General features: G+C 66.6%; 17 protein-coding genes. 9 read left to right on the forward strand and 8 right to left on the reverse strand.

Annotation, left to right across the window (positions count from 1 at the left end; genetic code table 11):
* Window positions 1-17: 17 nt before the first annotated feature.
* Entirely contained in the window at window positions 18-1454 is a 1437-nt protein-coding gene (locus CXR02_RS02145; protein ID WP_104060493.1) for a Gfo/Idh/MocA family oxidoreductase, read from the reverse strand.
* 365 nt (window positions 1455-1819) lie between these two features.
* Between CXR02_RS02145 and CXR02_RS02150 the strand changes: the two genes are divergently transcribed.
* On the forward strand, window positions 1820-2854 hold the full coding sequence (locus tag CXR02_RS02150) for a LacI family DNA-binding transcriptional regulator (protein WP_104060494.1): 1035 nt from the start codon (window positions 1820-1822) through the stop codon (window positions 2852-2854).
* A 105-nt stretch (window positions 2855-2959) separates the two neighbouring features.
* Here CXR02_RS02150 and CXR02_RS02155 read toward each other — a convergent pair whose 3' ends face one another.
* On the reverse strand, window positions 2960-3679 hold the full coding sequence (locus tag CXR02_RS02155; protein ID WP_104060645.1) for a FadR/GntR family transcriptional regulator: 720 nt from the start codon (window positions 3677-3679) through the stop codon (window positions 2960-2962).
* Window positions 3680-3775: 96 nt separating this feature from the next.
* Here CXR02_RS02155 and CXR02_RS02160 point away from each other — a divergent pair, with 96 nt between their 5' ends.
* A complete protein-coding gene (locus CXR02_RS02160) occupies window positions 3776-5098 on the forward strand; it encodes an alpha-hydroxy acid oxidase (RefSeq protein ID WP_104060495.1) in 1323 nt (440 codons plus the stop codon).
* A 123-nt stretch (window positions 5099-5221) separates the two neighbouring features.
* On the opposite strand, the gene CXR02_RS02165 is transcribed toward CXR02_RS02160, so the two are convergent.
* Window positions 5222-5764, reverse strand: a complete 543-nt coding sequence (locus CXR02_RS02165) for a helix-turn-helix transcriptional regulator (protein ID WP_104060496.1) — start codon at window positions 5762-5764, stop codon at window positions 5222-5224.
* 78 nt (window positions 5765-5842) lie between these two features.
* The gene (locus CXR02_RS02170) at window positions 5843-7054 is read right to left on the reverse strand and encodes an acetoin utilization protein AcuC (protein WP_104060497.1); all 1212 of its coding nucleotides are present in this window, start codon (window positions 7052-7054) and stop codon (window positions 5843-5845) included.
* A 107-nt stretch (window positions 7055-7161) separates the two neighbouring features.
* Between CXR02_RS02170 and CXR02_RS02175 the strand changes: the two genes are divergently transcribed.
* Both CXR02_RS02175 and CXR02_RS02180 read left to right on the forward strand, forming a co-directional pair.
* Window positions 7162-8595, forward strand: a complete 1434-nt coding sequence (locus CXR02_RS02175; RefSeq protein WP_104060498.1) for a TrkH family potassium uptake protein — start codon at window positions 7162-7164, stop codon at window positions 8593-8595.
* A complete protein-coding gene (locus CXR02_RS02180; protein ID WP_104060499.1) occupies window positions 8588-9274 on the forward strand; it encodes a TrkA family potassium uptake protein in 687 nt (228 codons plus the stop codon). Before CXR02_RS02175 ends, CXR02_RS02180 begins: the two co-directional genes overlap by 8 nt.
* Here CXR02_RS02180 and proC read toward each other — a convergent pair whose 3' ends face one another.
* From proC to CXR02_RS02195, 3 genes are all read right to left on the reverse strand, one after another.
* Window positions 9275-10108, reverse strand: a complete 834-nt coding sequence (gene proC, locus CXR02_RS02185; protein ID WP_104060500.1) for a pyrroline-5-carboxylate reductase — start codon at window positions 10106-10108, stop codon at window positions 9275-9277.
* A 303-nt stretch (window positions 10109-10411) separates the two neighbouring features.
* Window positions 10412-11803: an aspartate aminotransferase family protein gene (locus CXR02_RS02190; protein WP_104060501.1), complete on the reverse strand. Its 1392-nt coding sequence runs from the start codon at window positions 11801-11803 to the stop codon at window positions 10412-10414.
* A 29-nt stretch (window positions 11804-11832) separates the two neighbouring features.
* Window positions 11833-13320, reverse strand: coding sequence for a CoA-acylating methylmalonate-semialdehyde dehydrogenase (locus CXR02_RS02195; protein WP_104060502.1), 1488 nt, complete (start codon window positions 13318-13320; stop codon window positions 11833-11835).
* A 126-nt stretch (window positions 13321-13446) separates the two neighbouring features.
* Between CXR02_RS02195 and CXR02_RS02200 the strand changes: the two genes are divergently transcribed.
* The 5 genes from CXR02_RS02200 to CXR02_RS02220 all read left to right on the forward strand — a co-directional run bounded on the left by CXR02_RS02200 (window position 13447) and on the right by CXR02_RS02220 (window position 20519).
* Window positions 13447-15069 (forward strand): PucR family transcriptional regulator ligand-binding domain-containing protein, encoded by a 1623-nt coding sequence (locus CXR02_RS02200; protein ID WP_104060503.1) that lies wholly within the window; start codon window positions 13447-13449, stop codon window positions 15067-15069.
* A gap of 35 nt (window positions 15070-15104) precedes the next feature.
* A complete protein-coding gene (locus CXR02_RS02205) occupies window positions 15105-16022 on the forward strand; it encodes a LysR family transcriptional regulator (RefSeq protein ID WP_104060504.1) in 918 nt (305 codons plus the stop codon).
* A gap of 379 nt (window positions 16023-16401) precedes the next feature.
* A complete protein-coding gene (locus CXR02_RS02210; RefSeq protein ID WP_258060670.1) occupies window positions 16402-17766 on the forward strand; it encodes an MFS transporter in 1365 nt (454 codons plus the stop codon).
* A gap of 45 nt (window positions 17767-17811) precedes the next feature.
* Complete coding sequence (locus CXR02_RS02215) at window positions 17812-19077, forward strand: M20 family metallo-hydrolase (RefSeq protein WP_104060505.1); 1266 nt, start codon at window positions 17812-17814, stop codon at window positions 19075-19077.
* Window positions 19074-20519 (forward strand): amidase, encoded by a 1446-nt coding sequence (locus CXR02_RS02220; RefSeq protein WP_104060506.1) that lies wholly within the window; start codon window positions 19074-19076, stop codon window positions 20517-20519. The genes CXR02_RS02215 and CXR02_RS02220 overlap by 4 nt, the downstream gene beginning before the upstream one ends.
* Window positions 20520-20561: 42 nt before the next feature.
* Here the strand turns inward: CXR02_RS02220 and CXR02_RS02225 are convergent, their stop codons facing one another.
* Window positions 20562-21566: a Ppx/GppA phosphatase family protein gene (locus CXR02_RS02225; protein ID WP_104060507.1), complete on the reverse strand. Its 1005-nt coding sequence runs from the start codon at window positions 21564-21566 to the stop codon at window positions 20562-20564.
* Between the last annotated feature and the right edge of the window lie 23 nt (window positions 21567-21589).

Consider the following 21589-nt stretch of genomic DNA (forward strand, 5'->3'; position numbering starts at 1 on the left):
TTAGGATTTCGGGCGGACTAGGCGTCGCGGCGAAGGTCTGCGCCGAGGTGGAGATCCTCGATGCGGACGGGAAGGGAGGACTCCAGCGAAAGGTTGCCGGCAATGCCCACGGACACGGAGCGGAGGCCGTCGAGGTAGCCGGATGGACGGCCCAGCGGGTCCTCGCCGGGACCGTTGAAGAGGTCGGAGAGGAGCAGGTCGTCGCCGCCGCCGTGGCCGCCTTCGCCGTTAAGGATGGGCACTTCGTAGGCAGCTTCCCAGTGGCGCTGGACCACCAGGCGTTCGCCGTTGCGGCGGACGGCGTCTTCCTCCTCGATGGGGGTGGCACTCGGGTCAACCACTGTCTTCTTGTCCGTGCTGTTCAGGACGGCGGCGCGCTCCACCACTTCGAGTTCGGCCCGGCCTTCGGTGCCGTTGACGGCCACGCGGTAGCCTTCCCACGGGCTGTGGGCGTTCAGGGAGTAGCTCAGGCGCGAGCCGCCCTGGTACTCCACCACGAGTGCCAGATTGTCCTCGATGGTGATGCCGCCCGTGAAGACGTCCTGGTCGCGGCGGTAGCCGTCGTAGTGCTCGTTATCCAGGAAGAGGGCCTTCAGGCGCTCATCCTCACGCAGGTCCAGCGCGAACGGATCCTTTGCGGCTGTTTTGTCCCCGATGACGGGGGTTTCGGCGTCGGGCGTTCCACGCTCCGGACGGGGCCCCAGGCCCCGCTCGGCGGCGTTCTTGTCGCCATAGAACTTGAGGCCGCCGGATGCGAAGACACGCTCCGGGACGTCGTTGATCCACCAGTTGACCAGGTCGAAGTGGTGCGAGGCCTTGTGGATCAGCAGGCCGCCGGAGTTCTTCTTTTCGCGGTGCCAGCGGCGGAAGTAGTCGGCGCCGTGGACGGTGTCCAGGACCCAGCTGAAGTCGATGGAGGTGACCTTGCCGATCACGCCGCTCTGGATGATTTCCTTGAGGGCACTGTTGCGGGGTGAGTAGCGGTAGTTGAAGGTGACCACCACGTTGCGGCCGGTTTCTGCCACGGCCTTGGTGATGCGGCGGCAGCCTTCGGCGTCGATAGTGAGGGGTTTTTCGACCACGACGTCGGCGCCCGCCTCGAGTGCCTCCACGATGTAGTCCGCGTGGGTGTAGTCCGGCGTGGTCACCACAACGCGGTCGATGTTGTTGGCCTGGATGTAGGCGGTGAGGTCTGCGGGGTCAAAGGAAGCGACGGGTCCGGGCGCACCGAGTTCCTGGATGAGCTTCTGGTAGAACTCGACGCGGCCGGGGTTCACGTCGGAGAAGGCCACCAGTTCCGCGGTATCAGCGTGCTTGCCGAAGATGGCCCGGATGTACATCTCGGAGCGGCCACCGGTGCCGATGAGGGCGATGCGGGCCCTGGTACTTGTGCCTGGCTCCGGCGCTGAAGTGAAGGCAGCGGTAGCAGAACTCGATTCGGCTGTGTTGACCATGAGGGTCCCTTTCGAAGGCTTCAATACTCGGCCGTGCTGCGGCCGCGGGTGGTGCGCTGGACTGTGGTGCTCTGGACTGTAGTGCTTGGAACCTGTGCTGCTCTGGACCGGGGCCCGGAAGTCGCCGCGGCCGGCGAGAAAGCGTTTTCTCCGTGCCGCTACATGATTTCTATCAATAGACGCGCGGTCCCGTCAACCCTTATCCTCTCTAAGAGAAAGCGCTTTCTGATGGAAAGGCCTGTTTCTGCGGCGGCACAGCCCTCATCCGGCGCGCCGAACGAATGGAAACCGGTTTCCGACAGCGTTGTATGCTGTCCCACGGGCACCGGTAATCACGGGGACCGGGACTTACGAAAGGCAGGGCCATGGCCAGGAAATCGGCAACCGGCAGGATCGGCATTGCGGACGTTGCGGTGAAGGCAGGGGTTTCGCACGCCACTGTTTCGCGCGTCATGAACGGCAACTTCACCGTGGACCCGGACATCGCAGCACGGGTGCGGGCGGCCGCCGTCGAGCTCAAATACCAACCCAATCCCGTGGGGCGCAGCCTCGCGCTGGGCAAGACGGACACCATCGGCATTGTGGTGCCCGACCTCGCCAACCCCACCTTCCAGGCGATCCTGCGCGGCTTGAGCCGGGCCGCGGCGGAGGACGGCTACCGCGTCCTGATTGCCGATTCCTTCGAAGTCTCCAGCGAGGAAGCCATCCTGGCCGGCGAGGCCCGCCGGCGCTGCGACGGCCTGGTGCTCTGCGCCCCGCGCATGAGCGACGCCGAGCTCGAGGAAATCGCGCCGTCGCTGCACCCGCTCGTCCTGATCAACCGGACGACGGCGGCTGCCGGGATTCCCAGTCTCGTGGTGGACTACGGGCAGGGGGTCCAGGACCTCGCCGAGTACCTGGTGGGCCTCGGCCATACACGCCTGGCCTTCCTGGCCGGCCCGGCAGGCAGCGCCTCCAACGGCCTCCGGCTCGAGGGCCTGGAAGCGTTCAAAACCCGGCACCCGCAGGTGGACGTCACCATGCTCGACGGCGGCTCGGACTTCGACACCGGCCACGGGGCAGTGGACTCGGTCCTGGCCAGCGGCGCCACCGGCATCCTGGCTTTCAACGACCTCGTGGCCATGGGCCTGATGAGCGGCCTGCACGAACGCGGCGTGGACGTTCCGGGCGACATCTCCGTCACCGGCTTCGACGACATCCCGTTCGCCCGCTACACCACACCCACCCTGACCACCGCCGCGGTTCCCATTGCCGAGCTCGGCGGCCAGGCCTGGCGTGAACTGCGGGCACTCATCCGCAAGGAAGACCACAACGCCCCGGGCAGCCGGTACCAGCCGCGACTGGAAATCCGGGCCAGCAGCGGGCCCGCCAAGGCGCCACGCACTGCGGCCCACGGCTGAGTCGCCGCGATTCCCTCCGCCGGATCCACGGAGTTTTTGTCCAGATAAAGCGACCCAATCGCCCGCCACCCCTCTTTGCCAAGCGATGTCTGGACAAAAACTCGTCTACTGGGGCTCGACCTCGGCCGCCGGGCGCCCGACCCCGCCCTCGCGGTAGTACCCCTCGATGTGGGCAGCCACCAGCGCTGCCGCGCGCGCGCCGTCGTCGTTCCTGATGGCGGCCAGAATCTCCCGGTGCTCCGCCTGCAGGCGCGACGCCGTGGCATCCCAGTCCGGGAGATTGGCCGTAAACCGGGCGGTGTAGCCCTGGATGGATTCGCGCAGCGAGCCCATCATGGCGCTGACCACGGCATTGCCGGCGGCGTCCGCCAGGGCCAGATGGAACCGGATATCCAGCGCCAGGAAGTCATCCGCCGTCCGGGCAACGCGTTCGACGGCGTCCATCTCACCCAGGAGCGTGGCGGCCAGGTCCAGCTCCGGAGCGTCGGGCTTGGCCCGTGCAGCCGCCCAGGTCTCCAGCAGGATGCGCGTTTCCACGATGTCGGACACGGGCAGATGCTGCGTGGCAACGTGGAGCCGTAACGCGGAGCCGAGCGCCGCCGTCGGATCCGATATCACCACCGTCCCCGCTTCTGGGCCGGAGCCAACCCCGGCCCGGACCACGCCCATGGCCTCCAGGATGCGGATGGCCTCGCGCACCGACGTCCTGGAAACCGCCAGCTGCTCGGCGAGTGTCCGTTCCGCGGGCAGGCGTCCGCCCACGCTCAGCTGTCCGTCGGAGAGCTGCTTTTCGATCCACGTCAGGACAAGTTGGTGCGTACGCATATCGCTATCGTAGTTGATGTGGTTGGACCACATGGCCTAGAGTGTGGTTAGACCACAGCCCGATCCCCTGCGCGAGGCCCACCAACGGAGGCAGCCATGACCCACACCATCCAGCCGAACAACCCCGAGGTCACGCTGGCCACGGACGTCCCGGCCGCCACGGCGCCTAGGTCTGCAGCTTCGGCGGTGCCGGCCGCGCTGAAGCGCCGCATCCCCAAGTACTCGGACTTGGCCCCGCTGATGCAGTTCAAGAAGCCCGAGTTCAGCAAGGAAGCCCGGCTCAAGCGTGCCAGCACCATCTGGGACCTGCGGGACATGGCCAAGCGACGCACCCCGCAGGCCCCGTTCGACTACACGGACGGCGCCGCCGAGGGCGAGATCACCCTGCGCCGCGCCCGCGAGGCCTTCCTGGACATCGAGTTCCGGCCCGGCATCCTGCGCAACGTCTCCAGCATCGAGCTCAGCACCAACATCCTGGGCAAGCCGTCCCGGCTTCCCGTGGGCATCGCCCCCACCGGCTTCACCCGCATGATGCAGTCCGAAGGTGAATACGCCGGCTCGCAGGCAGCAGAGGCCGCCGGCATTCCGTACACCCTTTCCACCATGGGCACCGCGTCCATCGAGGACGTTGCCGCCGCCGCCCCGAACGGCCGCAACTGGTTCCAGCTGTATCTGTGGACGGACCGCGACCGCTCGCTGGAACTGATCGAGCGCGCCGCCAAGGCCGGCAACGATACGCTCATGGTCACCGTGGACACCGCCGTCGCCGGCGCCCGCCTCCGCGACGTCCGCAACGGCATGACCATCCCGCCGGCACTGACTATCAAGACCGTGCTGGATGCGTCCTACCGCCCGGCCTGGTGGTTCAACTTCCTCACGCACGAGCCGCTGACCTTTGCCTCGCTGTCCCGCTACACCGGAACCGTCGCCGACCTCATCAACTCGATGTTCGACCCCACCCTGACCTTCGAGGACCTGGACTGGCTGCGCGAAACCTGGAAGGGCAAGCTCGTGGTCAAGGGCATCCAGACCGTTGAGGACGCCCGCAAGGTGGTGGACCACGGCGCCGACGGCGTGGTGCTCTCCAACCACGGCGGCCGCCAGCTGGACCGCGCACCGATCCCGTTCCACCTGCTGCCCGGCGTCAAGGAAGCCTTCACCAAGGACAACTCGGACGCGGCCATCATGCTGGACACCGGCATCATGAGCGGCGCCGACATCATCGCCGCGCTGGCCCTGGGCGCGGACTTCACGCTGATTGGCCGTGCGTACCTGTACGGCCTGATGGCCGGCGGCCGGGCCGGTGTGGACCGCACCCTGCAGATCCTTGAGAAGGACATGGCCCGCACCATGGCGCTGCTGGGCGTCAGCAAGATCTCCGAGCTGACCCCGGACCACGTGCACCTGCTCAACAAGTAACGCGCGTCTGGTGGTTGAGCCGGGCCCACGGCCGCAGGGTCCCCTGACCGAGCTTGCGAGGTGAGGGAGCGGCTGGGGAGCGAAACCTGGATCTCGACAGGCTCGATCACCGGTGGGTTAGGGCTACTTTTTGCGGCCGAACTTGGGGAGATTCGGGAGGTTTGCCAGCAGGTCCGCGGCCTTCGTGGCGGCGCGGCCCACGGTGCGGCCGATCTGCTGCGGGACGGTGTCGTCGCTGAGCGGGGCCACCGTGCCGCCGGGAATCACGACGGCGGGGCTCAGTTCGGCGCCCGGGCGCTCGAGGACGGCGGCAACGGCCACGTTGTCCGACAGCGGGGTAGCCACGGCTCGCTCGGTGCCCGCGTCCGCCTCCGCGCGAGGTGGCTTGGCGACGGCGGCCACCGGGCCGACGTCGAACGTCTCCAGCCAGCTGGCGATCCCCTCCAGCGGTTTGGGGTTCAGCGCGTAATAGCGCTTCTGGCCCTGCGCCCGCATGCTGACCAGCTGCGCCTCACGGAGGACTTTCAGGTGCTTGGAAATGGTGGGCTGGCTTGCGGAAAGTTCTTCCACGAGCTCACCCACTGCCTTGTCCCCGGCGCGCAGGGATACCAAAATGTCGCGCCGGGTTGCTTCCGCAATGACGGCAAATACGTCGTCTGTCACCATGACTCCCACCCTAGCGACATATACGCCGCCGGGCATCAACTATTTCGCCCGTGACCGCCCCACGGGGTCGAAGAAGGATCAGTCGAACCAGGGATCAAGGCCGTGCAGCGGAAAAACCGCTTTGCGGGTGGCCATCACTGTGCGGTCCACGGCGTCGTTGGGGTCAAAGCCCACTTCCCAGGACCGCCACCAGAGCTCCACGTCGTCGCCCATCAGGCCCGGTGTGTCCATGCCGAACTTCTCCGAAACATACGCGCGCCAGTCCTCCGGCACCGGGGTCCTGAGCGGAACGGGACGCCCGGCGGCGATGGCGATCAGGTGGCTCCAGGAGCGCGGAACCACGTCGGTGACGCTGTACCCGCCGCCGCCGGTGGCGATCCAGCGGCCCTCGCAGTGCCGGGCGGCGAGATTCCCGACGGCGGTGGACGCCTCGCGCTGGCCGTCCACGCTGATGTTCAGGTGGGCCAGAGGGTCACGCCGGTGCGAGTCGCAGCCGTGCTGGCTGACGATGACTTCGGGCTGGAACGCGCCCACGAGCTGCGGCACCACGGCGTGGAATGCCCGCAGCCAGCCGGCGTCGCCGGTGCCCGACGGCAGGGCAACATTGACGGCGCTGCCCTCAGCCTGCGGACCGCCGATCTCGTTCGCGAATCCGGTCCCGGGGAAAAGCGTGAGTCCGCTTTCATGCAGCGAAATGGTCAGGACCCGGGGGTCGTCCCAGAAGATGCTTTCCGTCCCGTCCCCATGGTGCGCATCGACGTCGATGTACGCCACGCGGCTGATGCCGCCGTCGAGCAGTCTCTGGACGGCCAGGGCGGAGTCGTTGTAGATGCAGAAGCCGCTGGCGCGGTCACGGGCGGCGTGGTGCATGCCCCCGCCGAAGTTCACGGCGTGGAGCGCGGATCCGTCCAGGATGGCGGACGCGGCGACCAAAGATCCTCCTGCAAGCCTCGCGGCGGCATCATGCATGCCGGCGAAGGACGGATCGTCGTCGGTGCCCAGTCCGCGGGCTTCATCCGGCGAGGTCGGGTCGTCGCTGACCCGGCGGACCGCAGCCACAAACTCAGGCGAGTGAACCGTTTCCAGTTCGGCATCGGACGCAACCTCCGGAGCCTCCACGGACACATGCGCAAGGTCCAACAGGCCGAGGCTGCGGGAAAGCCGGGCCGTCAGGTCCAGCCGTGCCGGCGCCATGGGGTGGCCCGGGCCGAAATTGTAGGCCGTCATGGCTGAATTCCACACCACCATCGTCGGTGGCGCGGGCTGGCTGAGACCGGGCAGGAATGTCATCAATGACAGGCTACCGGAGGACGCCACTGCCCCAGCCCGGCCATTACGCGGGCATTAGTGGTTTACTACTGGAGGAAACAGTTTCAACCGAGGAAAAGCCCCCCCCCATGACGCAACGCCAGTCGAGGCCCCGGAACCCGGCCAGCTGGCACCCCGCCGCACCGGAGCGCGAAGGTCTCTGGATCTTCACCCGCGTACGCGACTTCGTTGACGATATTGCCAATACGTCGCCCGCCCGGCTTGCCCTGAGCGCCTTCGGGGCGGTCTGTCTGGTCTTCACTTTCGTCCTCTCCCTGCCCGTCTCCTCCGCCACCGGTGCGGCCACTCCGATACACCAGGCCCTGTTCACTGCGGTCTCCGCCGTCTGCGTGACCGGCCTGACGGTTGTTTCGACGGCGGTGCACTGGTCCTTCTTCGGCCAGCTGGTCATCCTGATCGGCATCTTCGTGGGCGGTTTGGGAACCCTGACGCTCGCGTCGCTGCTGGCCCTCATGGTGAGCAAGAAGCTTGGCGTCCGCGGCAAGCTCATCGCGCAGGAGGCCATGAACAACGCCGGTCGGCTCGGTGAAGTGGGTACGCTGCTGCGGATCGTCATCGTGACCTCCGTGGTGATCGAGGGCGTGCTGGCACTGGCCCTGGTCCCCCGGTTTATGACGCTGGGCGAGCCCTTCTGGCAGTCGGTGTGGCACGGAGTCTTCTACTCCATTTCCTCGTTCAACAACGCCGGCTTCACGCCTCATTCGGACGGGATTGTGCCCTACGAGACCGACCTGTGGATCCTCATCCCGCTGATGCTCGGCGTGTTCCTGGGTAGCCTGGGTTTCCCCGTGGTGATGGTCCTGCAGCAGAACGGGCTCAACTGGAAAATGTGGAACCTGCACACCAAGCTCACCATCCAGGTGTCCTTCATCCTGCTGGCCGCCGGCACCGTGCTGTGGGCGCTGATGGAGTGGGACAACGTGCGGACCATCGCCCACATGGACCTCGGCGACAAGATCACCCACTCGTTGTTTGCGTCCGTTATGACGAGGTCCGGCGGGTTCAACCTGGTGGACCAGAACCACATGGAATCCACCACCATGCTGCTCACCGACGCCCTTATGTTCGCCGGCGGCGGTTCGGCGTCGACGGCGGGCGGCATCAAGGTGACCACCATCGCCGTAATGTTCCTCGCCATCGCCGCGGAGGCCCGCGGCGACTCCGACGTGAAGGTGTACGGCCGCACCATCCCGCAGGGGACCATGCGAGTGGCTATCTCAGTGATCGTTGCCGGCGCCACCCTGGTCTCCGTCTCAGCCTTCCTGTTGCTGCAGATCAGCGGCGCGTCCCTGGACCGGGTGCTGTTCGAAACCATTTCCGCCTTCGCCACCGTGGGGCTGAGCACCAACCTCAGCGCCGAGCTGCCGCCGTCGGGCGTTTATGTCCTGACGGCCCTGATGTTCGCGGGCCGCGTCGGCACCGTCACCCTTGCCGCTGGGCTGGCACTGCGCCAGCGCAGCCAGCTGTTCCACTACCCGGAAGAGAGGCCCATCATTGGCTAATTCCTCAGGCGCCCCCAACCGCCCCGCCCATAACGCGCCGGTCTTGGTGATCGGGCTGGGCCGCTTCGGCTCGTCCACCGCCGAGCAGCTCGTGAAACAGGGCCGCGAGGTGCTCGCGATCGAGCGTGACCGGTCCCTGGTCCAGAAGTGGGCACCGCTCCTCACCCACGTGGTGGAGGCGGACGCCACCAATATTGATGCGCTGCGCCAGCTCGGTGCACAGGAGTTCAGCTCCGCCGTTTGTGGCGTGGGCACCTCGATCGAGTCCTCCGTGCTGATCACGGTGAACCTGGTAGACCTGGGCATCGAGCACCTCTGGGTCAAGGCCATCACGCCATCGCACGGCAAGATCCTCACCCGGATCGGCGCGAACCACGTGATCTACCCCGAGGCGGACGCCGGCGTCCGCGCCGCGCACCTGGTCTCCGGCCGCATGCTGGACTTCATCGAGTTCGACGACGACTTCGCCATCGTAAAAATGTATCCGCCGCGCGAAACGGTGGGCTTCACGCTGGATGAGTCCAAGGTGCGCTCCAAGTACGGCGTGACCATCGTGGGCGTGAAGTCTCCCGGCGAGGACTTCACCTACGCCCGCCCTGAGACCAAGGTGTCCGCCCGCGACATGCTGATCGTTTCCGGGCACGTGGACCTGCTGGAACGGTTCGCGGCGCGGCCGTAGTCAGCCGAGCTGCCTGGTGATCTCCGCCGAGCGGTCCGCTGCGGCGCGGGCGCCGGCGGCGATGATGGCCGGAATGCCGCGGTCGTCGAAGGTGGCGATGGCCCGTTCGGTGGTGCCGTTGGGGCTGGTCACGCCCTTGCGCAGGGCTGAGGGGTCGGCGCCCGGCTCGGCCAGCATAAAGCCCGCGCCTGCGACTGTCTCGCGGGCCAGGAGCAGCGACAACTCGGGATCCAGGCCCAGTTCGACACCCGCCGCTGCCATCGCCTCGGCCAAGTAGAACGCGTAGGCGGGACCGGAGCCGCTGATGGCCGACAACGCGTCCACCTGCTCCTCGGGCACCTCCACCACGGTGCCCGCGGCCCGCAGGATGTCCTTGACGGTCTTGAGCTGTTCCGGCGTGCAGTTGGTTCCGGGTGAGACGGAAACGACGCCGCGGCCCAGCTTGGAAGGGGTGTTCGGCATGGTGCGGATCACCGGCTGTCCGGGAGGCAGTGCGGCTTCCAGCTGCGCCAGCGATACGGCTGCGGCGACGCTGACAACAATGGCGTCCGGGGACAGGGAGCTGCTGATTTCACGGGCCAGGTCGACGATGCCCACCGGTTTGACGCCAAGGATTACGACGGCGGATCCCTTGGCCGCGTCCTTGTTGTTGTCGGGTTCCTCTTCGCCTGCGACGGCCGTAATACCGAGGTGGCGCAACGCCAGTTCCTCGGCGCGTTCCGCACGCCTGACTGTAGCTATGACGTCGGCGGGGTTGGTCCCGGCGGCCAGAAGGCCGGAGAGGATGGCTTCGTTCATGGATCCACAGCCCAGAAAGGCGATTCGGTTGCTCATGGTTCCATCATTGCAGTTCGAGTGGGCGGCTGCAGAGATGGAACGAATCGGAAAAAGCGGGAACCCGCCGAAACCGATTCACAGCGGACTCCCATGTTCGCTGCAGCTTGCACACAACTTCGCCGCCTAACGTAGTTATTACCTCATTGAGGGTGCGAGTGATGCGGCAAGCATGGGGATGTTTGCCCGAGGCGCCGGTGGTCCGCAGCAGGTTTTCCCCCATTTTCCTGCTGCGGACGCCGGCGCTTTCGCGTTGAACACGATGTTCAGGTCAGATCGGCACAGGTCCCGGCATACGGTTTCTCAGACAGCGAAGGTGTCTGCGATGTCCAGCACTTCGTCCAGGATCGCGAGGCCGGCCTTCAGGTCCTCCACGCTGATGTTGCATGGCGGGACCACGTGGATGCGGTTGAAGTTCGCGAACGGGATCAGGCCGCGGGACCTGCAGGCGGCAATGAGCTGGTTCATCTCCGGGCTGGAGGCCCCGTATGGGGCCAGCGGCTCGCGCGTCGCACGGTCCTTGACCAGTTCAATGGCCCAGAAGACACCCGTGCCGCGGACTTCGCCCACGGACTTGTGCCGTGCGGCGAAACCGGCCAACGCCGGGCCGATGATGTCACCACCTAGGGCGGCTGCGTGGTCCACGATGCCTTCCTTTTCCATCGCGTTGATGGTGGCAACGGCTGCCGCGGTGGCCAGCGGGTGGCCCGAGTACGTCAGGCCGCCCGGGTAGGGCTTGGTGGCGAACGTCGCCGCGATTTCCGGGCTGATCGCCACGCCGCCCAAGGGAACGTAACCGGAGTTGACGCCTTTGGCGAAGGTCAGCAGGTCCGGGACGACGTCGAAGTGCTCCACGGCGAACCACTTGCCGGTGCGGCCGAAGCCGGCCATGACCTCGTCCGCGATGAACATGATGCCGTACTTGGTGCATAGTTCCCGCACCCCCTGCATGTACCCGGCGGGAGGCACGTAGATGCCGGCCGAGCCTGGGATGCTCTCCAGCATCAGGGCCGCGATGGTCGCGGCCCCTTCGAGCACGATGAGCTGCTCGAGGTGCTGCAGGGCGCGCTGGCTCTCCTCCGCTTCCGTGGTGGAGTGGAAGGCCGTGCGGTACAGGTACGGCGGGAAGAAGTGCACGGTGCCGGTGCTGGCGGTGTCATTGGCCCAGCGCCGCGGGTCGCCCGTGATGTTGACGGCCAGCTGCGTGCCGCCGTGGTACGAGCGGTATGCGGAGAGGACCTTCTGCCGACCGGTGTGCAGCCGGGCCATGCGCACGGCGTGCTCGTTGGCGTCGGCGCCGCCGTTGGTGAAGAAGATCTTGTTCAGCTCGCCCGGGGTGCGCTCGGCGATCAGCCGTGCCGCCTCGGAGCGGGCCTCGTTGGCGTAGCTCGGGGCGATGGTGCACAGCTTGGCCGCCTGGGCGGCTATGGCCGCAACCACGGCAGGGTGCTGGTGGCCGATGTTCGTGTTGACCAGCTGTGAGGAGAAGTCGAGGTACCGGTTGCCCTCGCCGTCCCACACATACGAACCCGCAGCAGCCGAGATGACCATCGGGTCCAGCAGCTCCTGGGCGGACCAGGAGTGGAAAACGTGCTCGCGGTCCAGCGCGTAGGCCCGCCGGGCCGCGGCGGTGTCGACGGCGGGGTGCGGCTCGGTCCGTTCGGGAAGGAGCACGCTGTCTATGGTGGAAATCATGTCTCTGTCTCCTGTTCGAATGGCGTGGATCAGGCGTTCTGCGGGAAGCCGAGGTTGATGCCGCCGTGGCTCGGATCCAACCAGCGGGTGGTGACGGCTTTGCCCCGGGTGAAGAAGCCGACGCCCTCGGCGCCGTGCGCGTGGGTGTCTCCGAACAGCGAGTTCTTCCAGCCGCCGAAGGAGTAGTAGGCCATGGGGACGGGGACGGGGACGTTGATGCCCACCATGCCCACCTCGACCTCGTTCTCGAAGCGGCGGGCCGCTCCGCCGTCGTTGGTAAAGATTGCGGTGCCGTTGCCATATGGGTTGGCGTTGATGGTGGCGAGTGCATCGTCGTAGCTGTCCACGCGGACCACCGAGAGGACCGGGCCGAAGATTTCGTCGCGGTAGATGGTCATGTCGGTGGTGACTTTGTCGAACAGCGTTGGGCCGACGAAGAAGCCGTCGCCCTCGGCGTCAGGCGCAATGTTCCGGCCGTCGACGACGAGCGTGGCACCTGCCGCTTCACCGGCGTCGACGTACCCGGACACCTTGTCACGGTGCTGGGACGTGACCAGCGGGCCCATGTCGCAGCCACGAAGGCCGTCGCCAGTGCGGAGCCCCCGGGCGCGCTCGGCGATCTTCGCCACGAGCTCGTCGGCGATGTCACCCACGGCAAGGAGGGCGGAGATGGCCATGCAGCGCTCGCCAGCGGAACCGAAGCCGGCGTTGACGGCGGCATCGGCGGCGAGGTTCAGATCGGCGTCGGGCAGCACGATCATGTGGTTCTTGGCGCCGCCCAGGGCCTGGACGCGCTTGCCGTTGGCCGTGGCGGTCTCGTATACGTACTTAGCGATGGGGGTGGAGCCGACGAAGGAGACGGCCTTGACGTCGGGGTGGGTGAGCAGGGTGTCGACGGCGACCTTGTCGCCCTGAAGGACGTTGAAGACGCCGTCCGGCAGGCCGGCTTCCTTCCACAGCTCGGCCATCCAGTTGGCGGCCGTGGGGACCTTTTCGCTGGGCTTGATGATCACGGTGTTGCCGGCGGCGATGGCGATGGGGAAGAACCACATGGGCACCATGGCCGGGAAATTGAACGGGCTGATGATGGCCACCGGGCCCAGGGCCTGGCGGATGGAGTGGATGTCCACCTTGGTGGAGGCGTTCTCCGTGTAGCTGCCCTTGATCAGGTGCGGGATGCCGCAGGCGAATTCCACCACTTCCTGGCCGCGGGTGACTTCGCCCAGGGCGTCGTCCAGGACCTTGCCGTGCTCCGAGGTGATGATCGCGGCGAGCTCGTCCTTGCGGGCGTTCAGGAGCTCGCGGAACGCGAACATGATCTGGACGCGGCGGGCCAGGGAGGTATCGCGCCATGCCGGGAAGGCAGCCTTGGCGGCGGCGACGGCGGCGTTGCCGTCCTCCGTGCTCGCCAGTGCCACCTGCGCGGTGATCTTGCCCGTGGCCGGGTTGGTGACGGAGGCGGTGCGCTCGCCGGCGGGAACGTAGCTGCCGTTAATCCAGTGCTCGATCGTGTTCACGGGTTCTCCTGGTTTGTTCAGAAAAGGGTTGGTTGCTGTGTGCGTTGCGTCCAGTGTGTCCGCTGCGGAGGCCTGACGTAAGTTGCGGCCTGTAAAGGAAATGGCATCCTGCTTTACACTTTGTAAATGTTGCCCACCGTCCGCTCCATTCTCGAGCTCCCCGTGCTGCGGGAGGCCAAGCCGCGGCTCCTGGGTGCCCCCAGCGGCCTGGACACCCCCGTGCGCTGGGTCCACGTGAGCGAAGTGCTCGACATTTCCGGGTTGCTTTCCGGCGGAGAGCTTGTTCTCACGACGGGCATGGAACTGGAAAAGAACCCCAGCCTCACTGCGTCGTTCATCCGGTCCCTGGAGAACGCAGCAGCCTCCGGCCTGATCGTGGAAGTCATCGGAAACCGGAAGCGCAGCCTGGACGCCCTGCGCATGGCGGCGCTGAGCACTTCCCTACCCGTGATCGTGGTGGAACGGCGCGTGCGCTTCGTGGAGATCACGGAGATTGTGCATCGGATGATCGTTGCCGAGCAGCTGCAAAGGGTGGAACGAGCCCGCGACGTCCACGAAGCCTTCACGGTGCTGAGCCTGGAAAGTGCCGGGACCGAGGAAGTCGTGGAGCAGGCCGCCGCCTTGATCGGCGCTCCGGTGGTCCTGGAGGACCTTTCGCATCTTGTCCTCGCCTACTCGGCCCGGCAACTCCTGACTACCGAGTTGCTCGACGACTGGGAGCGGCGGTCGCGGACCACGCCGTCCCCGTCGGCGACGTCCCGGACCGGGCCGGAGGCGTGGCTGCAGACGCCGGTCGGAGTGCGGCGGCAACTATGGGGGCGGCTGGTGGTTCCCGTGCCGCTGGAGGACGACGACGCGGCAGCCATGGTGCTGGAGCGCGCTGCCCAGACGCTGGCCATCAACCGGCTGGCTGAACGGGACCGGCGCGAGCTGAGCCATCAGGCCCAGGCCGGGCTCCTGAATGCCTTGCGTCAGCCCCGCGGGCTGAGCGAGGGCGAAGCGCAGGCCCGCGCCGCCGCACTGGGCCTCAGACGCTCGCCCTACTACGTGCCGGTGGTGTTCCGGACCGCTTTTCCCGGGACCGCGGCACCACCCGGGGATCCGCTCGCGGGGCAGCAACAGGAGCGGGCCCTGCTGGAGCTGCTGGCCCGGGTGTTGAAATCCACCGCGAGCATTGCGCTGACAGCGAGCATCCAGTCCGGCTCGGTGGGCATGATTCTGGCCCTTCCTGCAAAGCAGGTTGAGGAACCGACGCTGCACCGCCTCGCGGACGCGCTGGCCGCCCACGCCGGTGACGTGCCGCCTGACTGGACCATCGGCGTCGGGCGCAACTGTACCTCGCTGCTGGAAGCGGCGGCGGGCATCGACGAAGCCGCACATGTGGCCGAAACCGCGGCGACCCTCCGCGAACCCGGCAAGCCGTTCTACCGTGCCACGGACGTCCGGCTCCGCGGCTTGCTCGCCCTGCTGCGCAATGATCCGAGGGTGCAGCAGTTCGTCGAATCGGAGCTCTCTGCAGTGCTGCAGGCCGAGGCGAAAGGCAAGGGCGGGCTGCTCGAGTTGCTGGGCCGGTACCTCGAGTCCAGCGGTAACAAATCAGCCATGGCGCGCAGTGGGTACCTGAGCCGCCCCACCATGTATTCCCGGCTGGGCCGCCTTGAGGAGCTACTCGGCGTGGACCTCGACGACGCGGAATCCCGGACCTCGCTGCATGTCGCCCTTCTCCTGCACCGGCTCCGGGGCCTGTGACCGCGCGGATCCGCGCAGAATGCGAGCATTGACGAATGGCAAAGCCCTTTACCTTGACCCAGCTGCGGTATTTCGCGGTGGTGGCCGAGCTCGAAAACATGACAGCGGCAGCCGAACGACTGCTCGTGACACAGTCCACCCTGTCCACCGCAATGGCCCAGCTTGAAGCAAGCCTGTCGACCCAGCTGTTTGTCCGGCTCAGGACGCGCGGACTGCGGCTGACACCGTCCGGCCGGCAGATTGCCCAGGACATCAAGGTGCTGCTGGAGCATGCGGATTCGCTGTACGAGTCCGCCCGGGGGCTTGCGACAAGCCTGGTCGGAGAGCTCAAGGTGGGCGTGTTCGCGCCGCTGGCGCCCTTCCGGCTTCCCGCAATCCTGCAGACCTTCAAAGTCCAGCATCCGGGGGTCGAGGTCTCCTTCCTTGAGGCCGACCTGGCGAGCCTGCAGACAGCCCTCCTCGAAGGGCAGTGCGATGTCGCGTTGATGTATGGTCTCGGCCTGGGCCGGGGCTTCACACACACGGTGCTCGAGCGCGTGCCCCCTCATGTGCTGGTCCATGCTGAGCACCCGGCGGCGTCCCGGCCCGAGCGGAGCATAGCGCTGCAGGATCTCGACGGCGAACCCTCGGTGGTGCTGGATCTCCCGCACAGCCGGGAATACTACGAGCAGCTGTACGCGATCGCCGGGGTGGTGCCCAACGTCCGGCACCGCTTTGCCGGATATGAAACGGTCCGCTCGTTTGTCGCGAAGGGGCACGGCTATGCCATGCTGAACCAGAGACTCCACAGTGACCTGACGTATTCCGGCGGCAGGGTGGTTGCCCTGACCCTGACGGATGACTTCCCGCCGATCGAGGTGATGCTGGTCCGGCCGGAGGGAGTCCAGCCCACCCGCAGGGCCCTCGCTTTTGAGGAGACGTGCATCCGGCTTTATGGAGCCGCCCGGCAGTAACTGCGGGGGACTCCCCTGGCCCATCGACGACTGCGGCTCGCAAATCCGGAACATTTGGCATCGATAAAATCCATCGGTTCGGTCAAAACAATCAATTGGACAGATGTGAACCGGATCACACACAGTTGGTGCAGTGCGGTGGTGCCGGCGGGATTCCAACGGCAAATCCCGCTCAAAGACGGCCCTTGGCCGAGTCCCGAAGCGCGACAACCATGTTGATCAAAGGAGATTCAATGGTTCCGATTCACGCCCAAAGTGTCCGACGTATGTCCGGACCGTGGCCTGCCGGCAACACCGCGGCAACATCAGCAGATTTCATTTCCCGGGCCCGTAACACCGCAGGGGACATCGGAAACACCGCGAAACTAGCGTGGCTGTCATGACGATCAACGACCTCAAGGACCAGTCACCGGTCCCCGGGACCACCCCGACGACGACCCAGGACCGGGACGCTTCCCGGTCCGGAACCCCCCGCATCACCAAGATGCAGAAGCGGGTCCTGGCCGGCGGCAGCATCGGCCAGTTCATCGAGTTCTACGACTTCACCCTTTACGGCCTCACCGCCGTCATCTTCTCGCAGCTGTTCTTCCCGGGCAGCAATCCCGTCACCGCCATGCTCGCCACCTTCGCCACCTTCGGCGTCGCCTTCGTGGTCCGTCCCATCGGCGGGCTGTTCTTCGGAGCTCTCGGTGACCGGATCGGCCGCCGCCGCGTCCTGACCATCACCCTCATCGCCATCGGCGGCGCAACCGCGCTGATGGGGCTGCTCCCTACATACGGCCAGATCGGCGCCTGGGCACCTGTCCTGCTGGTCCTTTGCCGCCTAGTCCAGGGCTTCTCCGCGGGTGGCGAGTCCGTGGGAGCGCCATCGTTCGTCTTCGAGCATGCGCCCGTCGAAAGCCGCGGGTTCTGGCTCAACATCACCATCGCCGCCACCGCGCTGCCCTCGGTGGTTGCCGGGTCGATGATCCTGATTCTCAGCCAATCGATGCCCAACGAATCCTTCATGGCATGGGGCTGGCGGCTGCCGTTCCTGCTGGCACTGCCGCTGGCCCTCTTCGGTGTCTGGATCCGCAGCCGCACGGTGGAAAGCGATGCGTTCAACGAGGCCAAGGCGTCCCGGACCAAGGAATTCAGCCCGGTCCGCGAGGCTTTCCGCGAAAACAGGCTCCGCATGGTGCAGGTCATTTTCGTCATGGGTCTCACCGCGATGGGCTTCTATTTCCTCTCGGCCTATTTCGTGTCCTACGTGCAGACCACGGGCCACTTGAGCCGTGAGCAGTCCCTCCTGGTCAACGCCGCCGCCCTTGCCCTTTACGCCGTCCTGCTTCCCATCGGTGGCCGGATCGGGGACCGCTTCGGCCGCAAACCAATGCTCATTGCCGGTTCCGCCGCGCTGGCCCTGCTTTCGGTGCCGAGCTTTATGCTCGTGACCAGCGGCAGCCTTCCGCTCGCCCTCCTGGGACAGGCGGTCTTCGTGGTGGCGCTGTGCATCTACGGCGGCGGCTGCTACACGTTCTTCGTCGAAATCTTCACGACCCGGACGCGCTTCACCTCGGCGGCGATCAGCTACAACGGCGCCTACGCGCTCTTCGGCGGCACGGCACCGTTCATCGGCACGGCCCTCGTCGGCGGCACCGGAGTGCCGCACGCCCCCGGCTTCTACATGGCCGCCGCTGCCGCCGTCGTGCTCCTTCTGGTGCTGTTCACCAAGGTTCCCGAAACGCGCGGCCGCATGGGCTAAGCCCGCCGCCTGCTCCTCGTCACCGCAACATACAAAGGACTTCCCATGAACTCAGCAGCTTTCCTCCAAGACTTCCACCATGTGGCCACCATCGGCGCCACCTCCAACAATGGCGTCGACCGCCAGGCAGCCACGGCGGAGGATGCGCAGACACGCCACTGGTTCGCCGGGTGGGTGCGCGACGCCGGATGGGAACTCCGGGTGGACGGGATCGGCAACATGTTTGGGCTGCTGGAGTGGACGCCGGGGGCGCCCTATGTGCTGATCGGATCCCACCTCGACAGCCAGCCGCTCGGCGGCCGGTTCGACGGCGCCTACGGCGTCGTCGCCGCCCTGCACGCGGCCCGGCATCTGGATGCCGAGGTTGCGGAGGGCGGGGCCGCGCCGCGGTTCAACCTGGCGGTGGTGAACTGGTTCAATGAGGAGGGCGGCCGGTTCGCGCCGAGCATCATGGGAAGTTCGGTGTTTGCGGGACTCCTGCAGCGGAAACAGATGTTGGATGTGGCGGACCTGCAGGGGGTCACGGTCCGTGAGGCGCTGGACGGCATCGGGTACCTCGGCACGGCCGAGGGGCCCGAGGTTGCCGGCTACGCGGAGATCCATATCGAGCAAGGCCGGATCCTGGAGCGCGAAGGGATCTCGATCGGCCTGGTTGACAGCAGCTGGTACACCCAGAAGCTGGACATCGAGGTGCTTGGAGAACAGTCACACACCGGCGCCACCGCCATGGCCGACCGCCACGACGCCCTTGTTGCAGCGTCCAAGATCATCCTTATGGTGCACGATGTCACGAAGGACTTCGCGGACGAGGCCCTCGTCTCGTCCGTGGGACAGCTGACGCTGGAGCCGAACTCACCCATCGTGGTGGCGCGCCGGGTGCACCTCGTGGCGGACCTCCGCTCTGGCGATCCGGACATCGTCAAGGCAGCACGCGCCAAGCTCATCGAGGACATCGATGTGCTGGCGCGCGAGCATGACATCAAGGTCAACATCAAGGACTTCGATATCCGCCCCATCCGCCACTTTCCCGAGGCCGGCCTGGAACTCGCGGACAAAGTGGCGGCTGATCTGGGGCTCTCCGTGCGGCGGATCCAGACCATGGCCGGGCACGATTCCGTTGCCATGAACACGGTGGCACCGTCCGTGATGCTGTTCATCCCCAGCGTGGATGGCGTCTCGCACTGCGAACGCGAATTCACCACCGACGCCGACATGGTTGTCTGTGTGGACATGCTCACCGGCGTGGCCCGAGAGCTCACACACGGGGCCCTCGCAGAGTCCTTCCCGCTGCCGGCGGAGGCGCTGGCATGACCGAACTGCACTACCTCGACGCCGCCACAGCCTTGCGGCTCTTCCGCGCCAGGGAGCTCTCGCCCGTGGAGCTCCTGGACGCGGTGATCGCGAGGACGGAAGCCGTCAACGGCCAGATCAACGCCCTGACAGAAACCCTCTTCGAAGAAGCGCTGCCCGCCGCACGTCAGGCGGCCGCGAAATACGCGCGGGGCCGGGACCTGACGCCGCTGCTGGGGCTGCCGGTCGCCGCAAAAGAAAAGCACGGGATCAAGGGACTCACCCTCTCGCAGGGACTGGTGGCCCGTAAGGGCGAGCTTGCGCAGGCGGACCATCCCGTCATCGATCGAATCCGCCGGGCGGGCGGAATCATCCACATGCGCACCACCACGCCGGAATACAGCTGTGCCACGGTCACCCACAGTCCGCTGTGGGGTGTCACCCGCAACCCGTGGAACCAGCGGTTTTCCCCGGGTGGCTCCTCGGGCGGCTCGGGTGCGGCCCTGGCCGCCGGACTCACGCCGCTCGCCACCGCCTCCGACATCGCCGGCTCAACCCGGCTGCCGGCGTCGTTCACAGGAACCGTCGGCTACAAAGCACCATATGGGAGGATTCCCGGTCTGGCCCCGCTCTCTGCCGACCACTACCGCGGCGACGGCCCGATGGCGCGGACGGTCGCGGACACTGCCTTGCTGGCGAACGTCATGTCCGGCCGGCATCCCGGGGACCATACTTCCCTCGCCGGCGGTCCGGGACTGTCCTGCCCTCCGGCTGCCGACGCTACCTCGGCAGTGTCCGGCATGCGCATCGCGCTGTGCATCCGGCTGGGGAACTACCCCGTGGCCGCGGACATAGAGGCCAACACCCGCGCCGTGGCCTCCGCCCTGCGCGCAGCCGGAGCTGTGGTTGAAGAGATCGAACTGCCCTGGACCACCGCAGATATCAGCGCGACGATGTTCACGCATTTTGGTTACCTCCTGGGCCCGGCCATGGACGATGACACCGCAGACGCACCGGAGCTGCTTGCTGCCTACACCCGACGCTTCATGGCGGACGCTCGCAAAGCTGCAGAAGAAAACCGCTTCGTCGACGGCATTAGGGCGGAGACGCGCCTCCAGGCTGAACTGGCCGCTGCGATGGCTGGCTTCGATGCCTTGATCTGCCCGACCTCTGCCATTGCCGCGCTCGACGCTGACGGCATGTACCTTGACGGCATAGAAGCCGGCGAGGTGCATTTGGAACATTACTGGCAGGGCCACATGACGGCGCCGTTCAATATCGCCAACCGCTGCCCGGTGCTGGCCGTACCGAGCGGATTGGCAGACTGTGGCATCCCCACCGGGGTGCAGATTGTGGGCCACCCGTTCGACGACGCCACGGTCTTCGCCGTTGGCGCCGCCGTGGAAGCTGTGCGGCCCTGGGCCGCACGCCGTCCGGAGCTCTTGCTGATGAGCCACTCATGAGCCAGGCGGCCCCGGTGTCTGCGCCCTAGGCTAGCCCGGGCCTCAGGCGGGTGTGGCCCCGATCGCCTGCCGTGCCGCGGCGGGCTCCGCGATATGCGGGGCCGGATCCAGCGGACCGGCGAAGACCAGCTGGTCGAGCCGGCGCAGGATCAGCCCTTCACGCAGCGCCCACGGGCAGATCCTGATCTTCTTGAACTTGAACATTTCCAAGGCGGCCTCGGCTACCAGGGCCCCGGCGAGTAGCTGGTGCGCGCGGGCCTCTGACACGCCCGGCAGAAAGAGCCGGTCCTCGGACTTCATGGCTGAAATGCGCTGCGCCCAGACGCCCAGATCCGTGGCGTTAAGTGTGCGCTTCACGTACGGCCCTGCGGCGCTGGGGGCTGCTCCGGCGACCCTGGCGAGCGACCGGAAGGTCTTGGAGGTTCCAGCCACAACGTTGGCGCGGCCCAAGCCGTCGAACTGCCTGACTGCCGGGGCGAGGGTGGCCCGGATGTAGCGGCGCAGCTCTTTGACGCTCTTGGCGGAAGGCGGGTCCTCAGCCAGCCAGTCGCGGGTCAGGCGGCTGGCGCCCAGCGGCACCGAAGTGGCCACTTCGGGCAGTTCGTCCTGCCCGAAGGCCATTTCGAAGGAGCCGCCGCCGATGTCCAGGTTCAGGATCGGTCCCGCACCCCAGCCGTACCAGCGGCGGACGGCGAAGAAGGTCATGGAGGCTTCTTCGCTGCCGGTCAGTTCCTGCAGGGTGACAGTGGTTTCGTGCTTGACCCGGGCCAGCACGGCAGGGCCGTTAGTGGCTTCACGGATGGCAGACGTACAGAAAGCCAGCAGGTCGTCCGCTTTGTGCCTGGCGGCAAACTCCCAGGCTTCAAGGACGAATTCGGTCAGCTCGTGCTGCCCTTCGTCGGTGATGTTGCCGTCGGTATCCAGGTATTGGACCAGGGATATGGGCCGTTTGTGCGACGCGAAAGGCACCGGACGCGCGCCAGGGTGGGCATCCACCAGGAGAAGGTGGACAGTGTTTGACCCGATATCAAGGACGCCTAGCCGCATCCTGCCATTATTCCCCCGCCCGG

This window comes from Arthrobacter sp. 4R501 (genome assembly GCF_002929755.1).
GTDB lineage: Bacteria > Actinomycetota > Actinomycetes > Actinomycetales > Micrococcaceae > Arthrobacter.

What these genes read in the sequence shown, in the direction of transcription:
- CXR02_RS02145 (WP_104060493.1), bottom strand. Translation starts at nt 1,454, where the DNA reads ATGGTCAACACAGCCGAATCGAGTTCTGCTACCGCTGCCTTCACTTCA.
- CXR02_RS02150 (WP_104060494.1), top strand. Translation starts at nt 1,820, where the DNA reads ATGGCCAGGAAATCGGCAACCGGCAGGATCGGCATTGCGGACGTTGCG.
- CXR02_RS02155 (WP_104060645.1), bottom strand. Translation starts at nt 3,679, where the DNA reads ATGCGTACGCACCAACTTGTCCTGACGTGGATCGAAAAGCAGCTCTCC.
- CXR02_RS02160 (WP_104060495.1), top strand. Translation starts at nt 3,776, where the DNA reads ATGACCCACACCATCCAGCCGAACAACCCCGAGGTCACGCTGGCCACG.
- CXR02_RS02165 (WP_104060496.1), bottom strand. Translation starts at nt 5,764, where the DNA reads ATGGTGACAGACGACGTATTTGCCGTCATTGCGGAAGCAACCCGGCGC.
- CXR02_RS02170 (WP_104060497.1), bottom strand. Translation starts at nt 7,054, where the DNA reads ATGACATTCCTGCCCGGTCTCAGCCAGCCCGCGCCACCGACGATGGTG.
- CXR02_RS02175 (WP_104060498.1), top strand. Translation starts at nt 7,162, where the DNA reads ATGACGCAACGCCAGTCGAGGCCCCGGAACCCGGCCAGCTGGCACCCC.
- proC (WP_104060500.1), bottom strand. Translation starts at nt 10,108, where the DNA reads ATGAGCAACCGAATCGCCTTTCTGGGCTGTGGATCCATGAACGAAGCC.
- CXR02_RS02190 (WP_104060501.1), bottom strand. Translation starts at nt 11,803, where the DNA reads ATGATTTCCACCATAGACAGCGTGCTCCTTCCCGAACGGACCGAGCCG.
- CXR02_RS02200 (WP_104060503.1), top strand. Translation starts at nt 13,447, where the DNA reads ATGTTGCCCACCGTCCGCTCCATTCTCGAGCTCCCCGTGCTGCGGGAG.
- CXR02_RS02205 (WP_104060504.1), top strand. Translation starts at nt 15,105, where the DNA reads ATGGCAAAGCCCTTTACCTTGACCCAGCTGCGGTATTTCGCGGTGGTG.
- CXR02_RS02210 (WP_258060670.1), top strand. Translation starts at nt 16,402, where the DNA reads ATGACGATCAACGACCTCAAGGACCAGTCACCGGTCCCCGGGACCACC.
- CXR02_RS02215 (WP_104060505.1), top strand. Translation starts at nt 17,812, where the DNA reads ATGAACTCAGCAGCTTTCCTCCAAGACTTCCACCATGTGGCCACCATC.
- CXR02_RS02220 (WP_104060506.1), top strand. Translation starts at nt 19,074, where the DNA reads ATGACCGAACTGCACTACCTCGACGCCGCCACAGCCTTGCGGCTCTTC.
- CXR02_RS02225 (WP_104060507.1), bottom strand. Translation starts at nt 21,566, where the DNA reads ATGCGGCTAGGCGTCCTTGATATCGGGTCAAACACTGTCCACCTTCTC.